Raw genomic sequence first — 13,237 nt, forward strand, 5'->3', positions numbered from 1 at the left:
TTTGCTTTTCAGGACGGCGAACCCGGCCTCGAAGGTTCGATGTACTCGCCACTTCCCTGTGGCTCGCCCTGCGGGTCCGCACGCCAGCGTGCGATTCAAAAATGCTCCCGGCATTTTTGTCCGGGTTCGGGCACCATCTTTAAAGAACCCGCCTCTGGCGGGTTTTTGCATTTCAGCCGCCGACTCATCCTTTCACGCGCTCTTTTTTACGCCGGTCTTGACTGAACAGATTTCACGGCGAAACTAATTTGCCGGCTCGCCTCTATGCTGTATAGCCAGGGCCGCACCGCCTGAAATCCTGTCTAGCCTGCAATTCGCCGCGACTAATCGTGTTTTATAAGCCTCTCTTTACACAATCAGCCGGACAGGCACAATAACCTCTTTTACTCCTCTGTTATGGCTATGTCAGAAGAAGCGCTGCGACTACAGATACTGACCCTGAAAAAGCATAATGCGCGACTGAAGCGTATAGCCCATGACGCCCGTAACAAGCTCAGCGCAGCCCTTGATGGTACTGGCCTCTGCCTGTGGCAACTGGATATCCCCAGCGGCAAGCTGGTGATCTTCAACCGACGCTGGGGCGCGATGCTGGGCTTTCAGCCGAAGGAAACCGACGCCAATTTCGAATCCTGGAAAGAGAGCCTGCATCCCGACGATGCCGCTGAAGTATTAAAAGCGTTTAACGATCATCTCGCCGGAAAAGCGCCCTATTATGAAGCGCTGCATCGGATGATCGCTAAAAATGGCAGTATTACCTGGGTGCTGGATCGGGGACGGGTCAGCGAATGGGATGAACAAGGCCGGCCGCTGAAGGTTACCGGCACCCATATCGACATGACCAAAGAGAAGCAGTATGAGGAACAGCTCGCGCTGCTGGCACTGCACGATCCGCTAACCCTGCTCACCAACCGCCATGCGCTGCAAAATCATTTTCGCGAACTTAAAGCTCAGGGTCCGTTATGCGTCGCGTTTATCGACTTAGATAATTTCAAACACGTTAACGATACCTTAGGTCATCGCAGCGGCGATGAAGTGTTAATCCATCTCAGCCAGCGCTTTATCGACGTCTGTCCGCCAGAGGTGATTATTGGCCGTCCGGGCGGGGATGAATTTGTGCTGCTGATACCGTTTTCGCGGGATAACCCGCAGGTCAGCCAGCTGGCGCACGCCTGTCTGGATGCGGTCCTGACGCCGTTTGATATGGCTAATGGCCATGCAATGATTGGTGCATCGATTGGCGTGGCCCAGGTGCTGAGAAAGGATGATTTTGATTCTGCTCTGGCGCGTGCGGATGAAGCGATGTATCGCATTAAGAAAAACGGTAAGCGCGGCGTGGCATTTGACCCGCTTTATCCCGATCCTGCCTGAATTTCCTTTGCTGTTGGTCAACCCCTGCCCGATCGGATCGTGCTATCCCGTCACTCTGCGGGTCGACACCTGACACCATAGTAACGCTTGCTCAAACCTGCCTTCATCCACTCTTTACTCGCCTGTTTAGTGCGCATTCACACAAAAAAACATTTTTAGTACTAATCTGAGAAAAAACGGTCCACCGTTATACAAACCATTTGTCGCGCTTCGCTTATTTAAAACGCCTTTCCGTCCCGCTTTTCTTCACTTTATTATAATATTTTTCGAATAAACCGGGCTATTTGATCATTTATTGATCAATCTGCTCAGGTTTTATCTGGTTTTAATCGTAACTGACGCTTCGCTTATTTTTTACAAAATTAAAAAGCCTTTTAAACCGCTTTCACGCTTCGCTTAGGTAAATTGATCGTTTGTTGATCATCTTCACTAACTGTTTCATATGACGACTTTATCCCACCGCTTCGCTTATATTCTTTTCAATTGGACTTTTTTTGAAAATGATCGATTAATAGAGTTCGCAATGGCTCTGGGAAGGCCTTTGATTTTCCATGGCGCCTTTTTCAGTGGTTATGAAGATTAGTTGCGCAGCTTTATCAGCCAGTAAAGCTAATCGCCATAAATTAACCAAAATCAGGCGGAGTTTTCTATTTTTCCACCTTGATAGACGACATTTTATGGCTACATTTATATTTGCTGAATCGGCCTGATGAAGCATTAACTGTGCTATTTCTATTATTAAATCCAATGAGGAACACAGAATGACTCAATATCGTGGTGGAGCGGGAAATTTTGCTGCGGACAGAGAGCGTGCGGCTGAAGCGGGACGTAAAGGGGGCCAGAAAAGCGGCGGGAACTTTAAGAATGATCCCGAGCGCGCCATTGAGGCGGGTCGGAAAGGAGGCAAGGTAAGTCGCCGGAGCTGAACGTCTTTAACTCTGCTGTAACAGCAGTTACCATCATTTTGCTGGGCAATGTTAAATCTATTTAATTCTCCCGCATGATAATTACTGCCAGCATTATGTCAGCGCTTAATCAATAGCGGTGGCAGAGCGGTCGATTAAACCGGAAGGGGTATTCCCTTCCGGTTTTTTTATTTTTTGTGCTTTTTAACGGTGAGTTTTAATAACGTGCTGTACCGATTAGCCTGCCGGTTAGATTTGTCTGAGGTTTTTTAGCTGAGCAAATTTATACAACTTAATTTTTATTTGTACAGGTTTTCTATCTTAGCGAAGCCGTAATAACAAAAAACATTAGAGCTCTAACGTATTGCTGTAAAAAGGAAAATGCATTTTACATGCCACTTCTGGCGTAAATTCGTACCGATGCGGCGTGCGATATAAAAAATCTCCGCTAGAATTTTTAAGTGGCAACGATACGACTGGCGTTGCGTTATTTCTTACTTACGCAACTTTTCAATCAATGAGGCTATCTTATGACAGTGAAAACGCTAAACGATCTCTTCATCCATGATTTGTCTGATGTGTACAGCGCTGAGAAACAGATAACCCGTGCATTGCCGAAAATGGCGCGCGCTGCCAGTGATGAAAAACTTATCGCTGCGTTTAATCAGCATCTTGAAGAGACACGTGGCCAAATCGAACGGCTGGACCAGTTAGTGGAAGCCACGCCAGAGGTTAAAATCAAACGAATGAAATGCCATGCGCTTGAAGGTCTGGTTGAAGAAGCGCAGGAAATCATTGATTCAGTAGAGAAGGGCGAAGTTCGCGATCAGGGCTTAATTGGTGCGGCACAAAAAGTTGAGCACTATGAAATTGCTACCTACGGCACCCTGCATGCGCTGGCATTGAAACTGGGTTACACCCAGGCGGCGAAACTGCTGGAACAGACCCTGAATGAAGAGAAACAGACGGATGAGAAGCTCACTTCGGTGGCGGAATCCATTACTGTGTCTTAAGGAGTAGCAAATGACTGCAATCGAAAATTATCATGACTGGCTGCGCGATGCGCACGCCATGGAAAAGCAGGCTGAAAGCATGCTGAGCAAAATGTCTGGTCGTCTGGAGCACTATCCGGCGCTGGAACAACGTCTGGCTCAGCATCTTGACGAGACTAAACATCAGCTCTCGCTGCTGGAGCGGCTGCTTGACACCCACGGCATTGACCACTCCGTGATGAAAGACGTGATGGGCAAGATGGCAGCGACCGGCCAGGCGGTAGGCGGCATGTTCAATTCAGACGAAGTAGTGAAAGGCGCAATCAGCGGCTATGTCTTCGAAAATGCGGAGATCGCCAGCTACACCAGCCTGATTGCGGCGGCTGAGCAGGTCGGTGATGCCGAAGGCGTCAGAGTGCTGACTGAAATTCGTGAGCAGGAAGTGGCGATGGCTGAGTGGCTGCTTCAGCATCTGCCTGAAGTGACGCAGCAGTTCCTGCAGCGTGCAGCACAGCCAGGCGTTGAAGCTAAGAAATAATATTCAACGCGAAAAAAAGCCGGGTAATTCCCGGCTTTTTTGTGGCTGATTGTCAGGTAAAGCGGTCAATGTCGGCTGACGCTCAACCATTCCACCCTTGCTGGCTTAATCCGCCATCAGGTGGCCATACATAGTCATCAGACGACGCGTAACGCCGTTGGTCCAGCCAAAACCGTCCTGCAACGGATATTCACCGCCACCACCAGGACGGGCACGATCGCCGCTGATGTCATATTTCTCGACCAGCTTGTGGTGCAGCTGATAGAAATTATTGACCGTATTCAGCCAGTTCACCGCGATCTCACTCGCCAGCGTCTCTTCGCCATAGTTATTCAGGCCGACAATCGCCATCCACTGCATCGGCGCCCAGCCGTTGGGCTTATCCCACTGCTCGCCGCTTTCCACCATAGAGGTCAGCAGACCGCCGTTGCTCAACAGCAGGTGACGCAGCGCAATCGCCTGCAGATGCGCCTGATGCGGCGTGGCTAAGCCGACAAACAGCGGAACCACCGAGGCGGCAGTAAACGCACCGAAGCGCTCACGACGCCAGTCATAGTCACGGAACACACCAGCCGTGCTGTCCCACAGATAGCGGGTAATTGCGCGTTTACGCGCTTCCGCTTTTTTCTGCCAGGCCAGCGCCGTCAGCTCTTCGCCTTTGGCGTGCGACAGCGTCGCAATCATCAGCTCAAGCTTGTAGAGAAACGCGTTAAGGTCGATCGGGATAAACTGGGTTGTCCGGATGCTCGACAGGCGTTTCGGGTTACGCAGCCAGCGTGACGAATAGTCCCAGCCTGATGCCGCACCGGCACGCAGATCGCGATAGACTTCGCTCGCCGGACGTTTAGACTGGCGCGCCGTTTCCACATCCTCGATCCACGACTCATCGCGTGGCGTATCACGGTCATCCCAGTAGCGGTTCAGCAGCGAACCGTTCGGCATCCGCACCACGTGACGATAGGCCTGGTTCGGCATCAGTGAGCCGGCACCGTCCATCCAGAACTGATACTCCTTCATCAGTTGTTCCTGATAACGCTTGGCACCGCGTACGCCATCCTCTTCAAACAGCTCGACCATCAGCGCAAACACCGGCGGCTGAGAACGGCTGAGATAATAGGTGCGGTTGCCGTTTGGCACATGGCCGTAGTTATCAATCAGCCAGGCGAAGTTATCCGCCATATGACGCAGCAGGTCATCACGGCCCGAGTCGGCGAGACCGAGCATGGTGAAGTAGGAGTCCCAGTAATAGGTCTCGCCAAAGCGTCCGCCCGGCACCACGTAAGGTTTCGGCAGCGGCAGCAGAGAAGAGTGCGGCATATGTTGCTGCGGCATTTTGGTCAGAACCGGCCACAGATCATCAATATGCTCGTTCAGCGTTTTATCCGGGTTGGAGACATAAAAGCTTTCATTTACGCCAGGCAGATAAAAGTGATCGGCGACAAAACGCGACAGGTCGAAATCACTGCTGCGTTTCTGACGACGATAGCGCATCAGCACATCCAGCGGATCGTATTTTGGCGAGCAGTCGGGGAAGGTTTTGCTATCCTCGAAAATGCGCGACATCTGAACGTGTTCAAACAGTTCCAGATAACGATCGGCAGGCGTGAGCGCATCCGGAGCCGGTAAGCCTTCAATCAGCTCGGGCTCCGGTTCAGAATCCTGCATGCGATCCAGTTTCAGTTCATGGGGATCGTATTGATACTCAACTTCCGCCCCGGCACGAACCTCTTCAAGTGCATTTAGTTGCTGGCGATAAGTATTAATAGCGGCCTCCTGAGCGGTCGGGGTTGCACAAAGGACAAATTATAGCCCTCTGATGCTGTGGTACAACAATGCAGAATATCTATGAACGTAATAATAATTGTCTATTAATCGGCGTTTTTGCATAAATTCCAGACAATTCAACCAAATATGCGGTTGTTCATAAAAAACGCATTTCAGATGAATCTCTTAGTCAGCAAAAGAAAAAGATTTTGTCTGAAGAAAATCGGCGTTTATTTACAATTTGTAAGAGAAGTGTGGCGCGAAATCAGGTGCAAAAGATGGCATACGCAACGCCAGAATGGCATGAAAACGCGCCTCAGCCGGATGAAAAGGGCGGGCCAAAGTGGCCCGCTCAGGGAATAACGGCTTAGCGCTTCGCCAGTGCCGCGCCAATCACATCCTGATAAGGGGTGGTCGGACGCCCAATCAGCTGGCTCAGCTGGTGGGAGTCATCAAACAGCCCGCCTTGCTCTGCGCCCGCATCTGAGTCTGCCAGCATCTCTGCCAGGCCCTCAGGTAACCCTGCCGCTTTGAGAGCTGCGGCAAACTCCTGCTGGGACAGATTGACGTAATCCACTTTCTCACCGCTCTGAGCGGCAATCTCAGCGGCAAACTGCGCCAGGGTGTAGCTGTCGTCACCGGCCAGTTCATACACTTTGCCCGCCTGATTATCCCGGGTCAGCACTTCAGCTGCCGCATCGGCATAATCCTGCCGTGCCGCCGAGGCGATCCGTCCTTCGCCTGCCGCGCCAATAAAGGCATGATGCGCCAGCGCCGGGGCGATACTGGCGGCATAGTTTTCGCTGTACCAGCCGTTACGCAGCAGGGCGAACGGTATGCCGGAAGCCTGCAGCAGCGCTTCGGTTGCGCGATGCTCAACGCCCAGTCCCAGCGGAGAGCGATCGGCGTGCAGCAGGCTGGTGTAAGCAATGAAACTCACACCGGCGGTGCGGGCCGCCTCAATCACCGCTTTATGCTGGGCTTCACGCTGGCCCACTTCACTGCCGGAAATCAGCAGCAGCTTGTCGACGCCGGCAAAAGCGGCTGCCAGCGTCTCAGGCTGGCCGTAATCGGCCTGACGAACCACGACGCCACGCGCAGCGAAATCGGCCGCTTTGGCTGGCGTACGCACGGCGGCGACGATTTCGCCCGCCGGGACTTTTTTCAGCAATGCATCAATCACTAAACGGCCGAGCTGGCCGGTGGCACCGGTTACTGCAAACATGGTATCGCTCCGATTATTTCGCTGTTGGTAAAATCAATCCTGGGCTATAAACTAACTTTTCGTAAGTACTTACAGATGAGTTAGTATGGGGTTTGCAAAGTAAATGACTGAAAAGCTAAGTGAAAAATTTATTAGGGGTGAATTGCTCAATGTGAATTGCCCCTCGCGCGAGGTGCTCAAACGAGTCACCAGCCGCTGGAGCGTCCTGATTCTGCTGGCATTGCAGGATCAGACGCTGCGCTTCAGCGCGCTACGGCGGGTTGTGGGCGGCGTAAGTGAGCGAATGCTGGCGCAGAACCTGCGTCATCTGGAAGAAGATGGTTTCGTGCAGCGCATCGCCTATGATGTGGTCCCCCCCCACGTGGAATATTCTCTGACGCCGCTTGGCCGTGAAGTGAGTGAGCAGGTGGTCGGACTGGCCGACTGGCTGGAGGTCAATCTGAGCCGGATTCTGGCGCAGCGTGAAAAAGCCCAGGCGGGCGGAGAGTAAGTCCGCGCTCAGCAGGCGCAGCGGCTCTGTTTTCCGCCGCACCTTTGCCGCCGCTGACGCCCGCCAGACGCGTGGGTCAGTGCAGATATTTTTCAAACCAGGCCAGAGTTCTTTGCCATGCCAGCTCTGCCGCCGGTTTATCGTAGCGAGGCGTCGAATCGTTGTGGAAACCGTGATTTACGCCGGGATAGAGGCAGGCCTGATAGATCTTCTGGTGTTGCTTAAGCGCCGCCTCATAGGCGGGCCAGCCAGCGTTGATGTTGTTATCCAGCGCCGCATAGTGCAGCAGCAGCGGAGCCTGTATGCGCGGCACATCTTCCGCTTTCGGCTGCCGGCCATAAAAGGGCACCGCGCAGGCCAGTTCCGGAAAAGCCACCGCCGCCGCATTGGCAACGCCGCCGCCATAACAGAAGCCGGTAATCCCCACTTTTCCGCTCGCCTCCGGATGTTCGATTAAAAACGTCAGCGCGGCAAAAAAATCGTTCATCAGCCGGGTCGGATCGACCTTCGCCTGTAAGGCGCGTCCCTCTTCATCATTACCGGGATAGCCACCGACCGAACTCAGGCCATCGGGTGCCAGCGCGATGTAACCCGCTTTAGCGACCCGGCGCGCCACATCTTCAATGTAGGGATTCAGACCGCGATTCTCATGCACCACGACCACCGCTGGCGGCTTGCCTTTGGGGTTGGCTGGCTTTACCAGATAGCCGCGTACTTCACCGTGCCCCTGCGGCGAAGGGTAGTGGATATACGCTGGTTTGATGTCGGGATCGGTAAATTCAACCTGGGTCGCCAGCGCATAGTTGGGGCTGAGCATACCGAGCAGCGTCGCTCCGGTCATACCGCCAATCGCCAGTTTCCCGGCCATCGCAATAAACTCTCGTTTACTGATGCGGCCATGGGCGTAGTAATCGTAAAGCTCAAGCAGTTCCTGCGGAAAATCCTGTGCGGTCAGACGTGCCATAGCAACTCCTTAACCCGGATAAGAGGATGTGTGCCACCTTAACAAAGCACAGCCTGAGCGCGCAGGCAACCTGCGTACAGCTGCCGATTAAAACGGCGGTAACGAAACGGCAGAGGGAAATAACTCACTCAGCCCGCTCACCCTGATTGCCGCTTATTAAACCGCTTCTGCTGCGGTGGGGAACAGAATAACCGTCGGGGATGCGCTGGCTGTTAATTAGGATTAAGGATCCATTCCAATTTATTAACATATGCGCAGCCGGCAAATTGCCCGATTTATGCGGCTTCGCCTGCAATTATAATTGCGCTAATAGACAATCTCAGGCAAAAAAGCAAACAAAGCGGCAGGCAAAAATATCTGTCATTCTAACCCATTAAAAAGTAAGTCTATTTCCCTGGGTTATTGTCAAATTTGACCTTTCCCGGTACAGGGTTTATAAAATAATAACACCGAAAAACAGCAGCTTGAGGGCTATTTTTGGGTAAGGGGGGCCATAGCTGCCGGCTCATTTTGAACTGACAAATACCATAACATTCATGTCACATAACTACGCTGTAATTAACCTTTGCACCTTATTTTTAAATAAGTAATTCCCATGAAAAACAATGATCATAATCAAAAAAGACTGTTATAGTTTTCATTAACCCGATTGTTTCTGTTTCCTCGCTGCGAATAGTTTTAAATTTGCGGCGGGAATTACATTAAGCGCAACGAAATTAGTGCGTCAGGCTTAAGTTGTTAATTATAAGTAAATATGTGGTGTTCTATGTGGCAAAGAGGTAAGCAATGTTCGGATTAGATGCCTTTCATCTGGCGAGGATTCAGTTTGCATTTACTGTTTCCTTCCATATTATCTTTCCCGCCATCACCATCGGCCTCGCCAGTTTCCTGGCAGTGCTTGAAGGGATGTGGCTGAAAACCCGCGATCATACCTATCGCGATCTCTACCATTTCTGGTCGAAAATCTTCGCCGTTAACTTCGGTATGGGCGTGGTATCGGGTCTGGTAATGGCGTATCAGTTCGGCACCAACTGGAGCGGCTTCTCGCAGTTCGCCGGCAGTATCACCGGCCCGCTGCTGACGTACGAGGTCCTGACCGCTTTCTTCCTTGAAGCGGGCTTCCTTGGCGTCATGCTGTTCGGCTGGAATCGCGTCGGTCCCGGACTGCACTTCTTTGCGACCTGCATGGTGGCGCTGGGCACACTGATCTCTACCTTCTGGATCCTCGCCTCGAACAGCTGGATGCACACACCACAGGGTTACATCATTGAGAACGGTATCGTGGTACCGCAGGACTGGTTTAAGATCGTCTTTAACCCGTCGTTCCCGTACCGGCTGTTCCATATGTCCGTGGCGGCCTTCCTCGCCAGCGCCTTCTTTGTTGGATCGTCAGCAGCCTGGCATTTGCTGAAAGGCAAAAACAACCCGGCAATTCGCAAAATGTTCTCAATGGCGTTGTGGATGGCGCTGATTGTCGCGCCGATTCAGGCGATGATCGGTGATGCGCACGGTCTCAACACCCTGGAACACCAGCCAGCGAAGATTGCGGCGATTGAAGGACACTGGGAAAACCCGCCAGGCGAAGCTACCCCGCTGATTCTGTTTGGTATCCCGGATATGGAGCAGGAGCGCACCAAATATGCGCTGGAAGTGCCTTACCTCGGCAGCCTGATTCTGACCCACAGCCTGGATAAGCAGGTCCCGGCGCTGAAGAGTTTCCCGAAAGAGGACCGGCCGAATTCCACCGTGATCTTCTGGTCATTCCGCGTAATGGTGGCGATGGGGCTGCTGATGATTACTCTCGGCGTGCTTAGTCTGTGGCTGCGTTTCAAAGGGCGTCTGTATGAGTCTCGTCCTTTCCTGTGGTTTGCACTGCTGATGGGTCCTTCAGGTCTGATTGCGATTCTAGCGGGATGGTTTACCACAGAAATCGGCCGTCAGCCGTGGGTGGTGTATGGCGTACAGCGCACCATTGATGCAGTCTCGGCGCATGGCGATCTGCACATGAGCATCAGCCTGCTGGCCTTTATTCTGGTCTACAGCTCGGTGTTCGGCATCGGTTATCACTACATGATGCGTCTGATTAAGCAGGGACCTGAAACCGGCGAAGGACACATTACTGAGCAGGGTGGTCCGGGCCAGAAGAAAACGCCGGCGCGTCCACTTTCGGCTGCCACATTTAAGGATGGAGACCACTAAGATGATCGATTTTTCAATTATCTGGTTCGCGATTATCGTCTTCGCCACCCTGATGTATATCGTGATGGATGGTTTCGATCTCGGCATCGGCCTGCTGTTCCCGTTCAATAAGGACGCGGGTGAACGCGACATGATGGTGAATACCGTCGCGCCCGTCTGGGATGGTAACGAAACCTGGCTGGTGCTGGGTGGGGCAGGGCTGTATGGCGCGTTCCCGCTGGCCTACTCGGTGATTGCCGATGCGCTGTCGATTCCGCTGACGGCGATGCTGATTGGCCTGATTTTCCGTGGCGTCGCCTTTGAGTTCCGTTTCAAAGCGGTAGAAGGGCACCGGGCATTCTGGGACAAGTCGTTCATTGCCGGTTCGATCATCGCGACCTTCAGCCAGGGTGTGGCCGTGGGCGCAATGCTGGACGGTATCCCGGTCGAAGGACGTCACTTTGCCGGTTCCGCGATGGACTGGCTGGCACCTTTCCCGCTGTTCTGCGGCGTCGGTCTGGTGGTGGCGTATGCGCTGCTGGGCTGTACCTGGCTGATCATGAAAACCGAAGATGAACTGCATCGCAAAATGTCAGCGCTGGCGACGCCGCTGGTGATTGCGCTGCTGGTGATTGTCGGCATCATCAGTCTGTGGACACCGTTTGCACACGCAGATATCGCGCAACGCTGGTTCAGCAAGCCTAACCTGTTCTGGTTCCTGCCGGTTCCGGTGCTGGTACTGCTTTGCTCGTGGGGTATCGTGCGGGCGATTAAACGTCAGGCGCACTATTCGCCGTTCCTGCTGACGCTGGCGCTGATTTTCCTCGGCTTCTCCGGCCTCGGGATCAGTATCTGGCCTAACATCATTCCGCCGTCCGTCACCATCTGGGCCGCCGCGTCACCGCCGCAGAGTCAGGCCTTTATGCTGGTCGGTAGCCTGCTGATCATTCCGATGATCCTTGGCTACACCTTCTGGAGCTACTACGTGTTCCGTGGAAAAATCAAAGCAGACGCAGGATATCATTGATATGAAAACCGAGCTCAGCAGCATGAAAGATCACAATGAGTCCAGGGCTCCGTGGTGGAAACGCGTGATGTGGCTGGTGGTTATCTACGCCGCAAGCGTGCTGGCACTGGGCGTTGTCGCTTCACTGTTCCGCATGATGATGACCGCCGCTGGGATGCGCAGTCACTGATTGTTACAGACTGTCGCCATCTTTACGGCGACGGTGCGCAGGTAAGGCTGACTTCGGTCAGCCTTTTTTAATTAGTCACCTAAGCAATTAATGCGAAATCGTCGCCAGGAGACCGCTCCGGTCAGGCCTTTCCTTACAGACGGTCACATTTTTTGTTATCCTTTTGTGACAAATATCACCCTTCAATCCGCGTCGTAAATCGCCATCATGCTCAGTCAGGCCCTTAAGAAACAGCACATTAACGCTCTGGTAGAGTGGATAGAAGCCCATCTGACCGACGACATCAACATCGATCTGATCACCCTCAAATCGGGCTATTCCAAATGGCACATGCAGCGCATGTTCAAGGAGATGACCGGGCAAACGCTGGCCGCTTACACCCGTAAACGACGCCTGACGATGGCGGCGATGGCGCTGCGGTTGACACGAATGCCGCTGATCGACATCGCGGTACGCTTTGGCTTTGATAACCAGCAGAACTTTACCCGGGTGTTTAAAAGCCATTTCTCCCTGACGCCCGGCGCGTTTCGGCGCATTCCTCATCTGCCGGTGAAAAACTTCCATGGCCGGATTCCGGTGCGTTCGCCAATTGAACGCGCAGCGCTGGTTGAGCGGGATGATGATCTGCTTCTGTGTGGCGAGACGCTGGAGTGGGAGTGCCAGTTTGGCGAGTATATTGCCGATCATCAGCATCGGGTGGCCGAGCAGGCGCGGCGGCTGGTGGCGCTGGCCGGCAGTCAGGCCCGGCACGGCTGGCTGGGTTTTCAGTATGGTCCCGGCCACTCATCGGCTGAGCAGCAGAATATCAGCCTGTTTCAGGCGCTGGAGCCGCAGCATGCGGCGCTGCTGGAAGGGCACCGTGAAACCTGGAGCGAGACGCGTGGATTGTATGCGCGGATTGACTGGAGTGGCACGCCCGAGCAACTGACCCGGTTCATTGCGGATATCTACTATCTGCACCTGCCGACGCTGGGCGTGGCGCGTCGCCAGGGCAAAGATCTGCTGCAGCTGGATTTTGCGCTCTGTAAACCCGACTGGCTGAGCGGTGTTTTTTCGATTCCGGTGACTCCAGCCTGAGAGTCAGCACGCTGCGTTAGCCCGATTCGGGCGGCATCAAAGCGACAAATGCATATTCCGTGCGGTAAACCGTGACAAACCGCACGATTTTATAAAATAACTTACCATTCTGGCGTAAAATCCTTCACCGAAACCCTGCTGTGCTCCATTCATCGTGCTTTCCTGGCGGGGCTGAAACAATCATCTGCATTTCTGGCCATTCCTGGCTAAAAACGATAAACGAAGAAAATTATGCGACGCTCAATGTTGTTCCTTATTTCAATGCTTTCGGCATTGCCTATGCTGGCTGCGGCTCAACTGGCAGAACCGTTCTCGCCACCCGCCGGGCTGCACCCGCATTCACAGATCTCTCAGCACGAAATTCTGGGCGACGGCCAGCTGCCGCAGCATAGCCAGAATAATCCTGCCGCATCCGGATTTAACGACACGCTGTAACCGTTCTGCCGGTAATCGAGTGACCGCCCGTTCACAGGCGCGGCGGGCATTACCGGCAGGATAACCCGCCTGTCACCTGCTGTGACGGTGATAGCGCGTCCCGTC

General features: G+C 53.3%; 14 protein-coding genes. 11 read left to right on the forward strand and 3 right to left on the reverse strand.

Features of this window, described 5'->3' with window-relative positions:
- The 5 genes from ABIB18_RS15235 to ABIB18_RS15255 all read left to right on the forward strand — a co-directional run.
- A partial coding sequence (locus tag ABIB18_RS15235; protein WP_354474703.1) for a hypothetical protein occupies window positions 1-225 on the forward strand: 225 nt, incomplete at its 5' end.
- Window positions 226-402: 177 nt separating this feature from the next.
- Complete coding sequence (locus ABIB18_RS15240) at window positions 403-1,368, forward strand: sensor domain-containing diguanylate cyclase (RefSeq protein ID WP_031377081.1); 966 nt, start codon at window positions 403-405, stop codon at window positions 1,366-1,368.
- Between the two features lie 761 nt (window positions 1,369-2,129).
- On the forward strand, window positions 2,130-2,294 hold the full coding sequence (locus tag ABIB18_RS15245; RefSeq protein ID WP_031377082.1) for a con-10 family general stress protein: 165 nt from the start codon (window positions 2,130-2,132) through the stop codon (window positions 2,292-2,294).
- A 509-nt stretch (window positions 2,295-2,803) separates the two neighbouring features.
- Window positions 2,804-3,286 carry a YciE/YciF ferroxidase family protein gene (locus ABIB18_RS15250; protein ID WP_031377083.1) on the forward strand — a complete coding sequence of 161 codons (483 nt, stop codon included), beginning with the start codon at window positions 2,804-2,806 and terminating at the stop codon, window positions 3,284-3,286.
- Window positions 3,287-3,296: 10 nt separating this feature from the next.
- Window positions 3,297-3,803 (forward strand): ferritin-like domain-containing protein, encoded by a 507-nt coding sequence (locus tag ABIB18_RS15255; RefSeq protein ID WP_031377084.1) that lies wholly within the window; start codon window positions 3,297-3,299, stop codon window positions 3,801-3,803.
- Window positions 3,804-3,908: 105 nt separating this feature from the next.
- On the opposite strand, the gene ABIB18_RS15260 is transcribed toward ABIB18_RS15255, so the two are convergent.
- On the reverse strand, window positions 3,909-5,567 hold the full coding sequence (locus tag ABIB18_RS15260; protein WP_046289239.1) for an alpha,alpha-trehalase: 1,659 nt from the start codon (window positions 5,565-5,567) through the stop codon (window positions 3,909-3,911).
- 367 nt (window positions 5,568-5,934) lie between these two features.
- Window positions 5,935-6,792: an SDR family oxidoreductase gene (locus ABIB18_RS15265; protein ID WP_031377806.1), complete on the reverse strand. Its 858-nt coding sequence runs from the start codon at window positions 6,790-6,792 to the stop codon at window positions 5,935-5,937.
- A 103-nt stretch (window positions 6,793-6,895) separates the two neighbouring features.
- Here ABIB18_RS15265 and ABIB18_RS15270 point away from each other — a divergent pair, with 103 nt between their 5' ends.
- Window positions 6,896-7,282 (forward strand): winged helix-turn-helix transcriptional regulator, encoded by a 387-nt coding sequence (locus ABIB18_RS15270; RefSeq protein ID WP_094106353.1) that lies wholly within the window; start codon window positions 6,896-6,898, stop codon window positions 7,280-7,282.
- Window positions 7,283-7,358: 76 nt separating this feature from the next.
- Here the strand turns inward: ABIB18_RS15270 and yghX are convergent, their stop codons facing one another.
- Window positions 7,359-8,246: a YghX family hydrolase gene (gene yghX, locus ABIB18_RS15275; RefSeq protein WP_031377808.1), complete on the reverse strand. Its 888-nt coding sequence runs from the start codon at window positions 8,244-8,246 to the stop codon at window positions 7,359-7,361.
- A gap of 786 nt (window positions 8,247-9,032) precedes the next feature.
- On the opposite strand from yghX, the gene ABIB18_RS15280 reads away from it, so the two are divergent.
- The 5 genes from ABIB18_RS15280 (at window position 9,033) to ABIB18_RS15300 (ending at window position 13,132) form a co-directional block, all read left to right on the forward strand.
- Window positions 9,033-10,445, forward strand: coding sequence for a cytochrome ubiquinol oxidase subunit I (locus ABIB18_RS15280; RefSeq protein WP_354474707.1), 1,413 nt, complete (start codon window positions 9,033-9,035; stop codon window positions 10,443-10,445).
- A gap of 1 nt (window position 10,446) precedes the next feature.
- Window positions 10,447-11,451 carry a cytochrome d ubiquinol oxidase subunit II gene (cydB, locus tag ABIB18_RS15285; RefSeq protein ID WP_031377810.1) on the forward strand — a complete coding sequence of 335 codons (1,005 nt, stop codon included), beginning with the start codon at window positions 10,447-10,449 and terminating at the stop codon, window positions 11,449-11,451.
- Between the two features lies 1 nt (window position 11,452).
- Window positions 11,453-11,620 carry a DUF2474 domain-containing protein gene (locus ABIB18_RS15290; RefSeq protein WP_069728837.1) on the forward strand — a complete coding sequence of 56 codons (168 nt, stop codon included), beginning with the start codon at window positions 11,453-11,455 and terminating at the stop codon, window positions 11,618-11,620.
- A 207-nt stretch (window positions 11,621-11,827) separates the two neighbouring features.
- Window positions 11,828-12,697: a helix-turn-helix domain-containing protein gene (locus tag ABIB18_RS15295; protein WP_046289238.1), complete on the forward strand. Its 870-nt coding sequence runs from the start codon at window positions 11,828-11,830 to the stop codon at window positions 12,695-12,697.
- A 231-nt stretch (window positions 12,698-12,928) separates the two neighbouring features.
- Window positions 12,929-13,132 carry a hypothetical protein gene (locus tag ABIB18_RS15300; RefSeq protein ID WP_031377275.1) on the forward strand — a complete coding sequence of 68 codons (204 nt, stop codon included), beginning with the start codon at window positions 12,929-12,931 and terminating at the stop codon, window positions 13,130-13,132.
- Window positions 13,133-13,237 lie beyond the last annotated feature (105 nt).

The organism is Pantoea sp. UYEF8 (assembly GCF_040546285.1).
GTDB classification, from domain to species: Bacteria; Pseudomonadota; Gammaproteobacteria; order Enterobacterales; family Enterobacteriaceae; genus Pantoea; species Pantoea brenneri.

Bases quoted from the DNA above. Each gene is read 5' to 3' on its own strand.
- ABIB18_RS15240 (WP_031377081.1), top strand. From the start codon at position 403: ATGTCAGAAGAAGCGCTGCGACTACAGATACTGACCCTGAAAAAGCAT.
- ABIB18_RS15245 (WP_031377082.1), top strand. From the start codon at position 2,130: ATGACTCAATATCGTGGTGGAGCGGGAAATTTTGCTGCGGACAGAGAG.
- ABIB18_RS15250 (WP_031377083.1), top strand. From the start codon at position 2,804: ATGACAGTGAAAACGCTAAACGATCTCTTCATCCATGATTTGTCTGAT.
- ABIB18_RS15255 (WP_031377084.1), top strand. From the start codon at position 3,297: ATGACTGCAATCGAAAATTATCATGACTGGCTGCGCGATGCGCACGCC.
- ABIB18_RS15265 (WP_031377806.1), bottom strand. From the start codon at position 6,792: ATGTTTGCAGTAACCGGTGCCACCGGCCAGCTCGGCCGTTTAGTGATT.
- ABIB18_RS15270 (WP_094106353.1), top strand. From the start codon at position 6,896: ATGACTGAAAAGCTAAGTGAAAAATTTATTAGGGGTGAATTGCTCAAT.
- yghX (WP_031377808.1), bottom strand. From the start codon at position 8,246: ATGGCACGTCTGACCGCACAGGATTTTCCGCAGGAACTGCTTGAGCTT.
- ABIB18_RS15280 (WP_354474707.1), top strand. From the start codon at position 9,033: ATGTTCGGATTAGATGCCTTTCATCTGGCGAGGATTCAGTTTGCATTT.
- cydB (WP_031377810.1), top strand. From the start codon at position 10,447: ATGATCGATTTTTCAATTATCTGGTTCGCGATTATCGTCTTCGCCACC.
- ABIB18_RS15290 (WP_069728837.1), top strand. From the start codon at position 11,453: ATGAAAACCGAGCTCAGCAGCATGAAAGATCACAATGAGTCCAGGGCT.
- ABIB18_RS15295 (WP_046289238.1), top strand. From the start codon at position 11,828: ATGCTCAGTCAGGCCCTTAAGAAACAGCACATTAACGCTCTGGTAGAG.
- ABIB18_RS15300 (WP_031377275.1), top strand. From the start codon at position 12,929: ATGCGACGCTCAATGTTGTTCCTTATTTCAATGCTTTCGGCATTGCCT.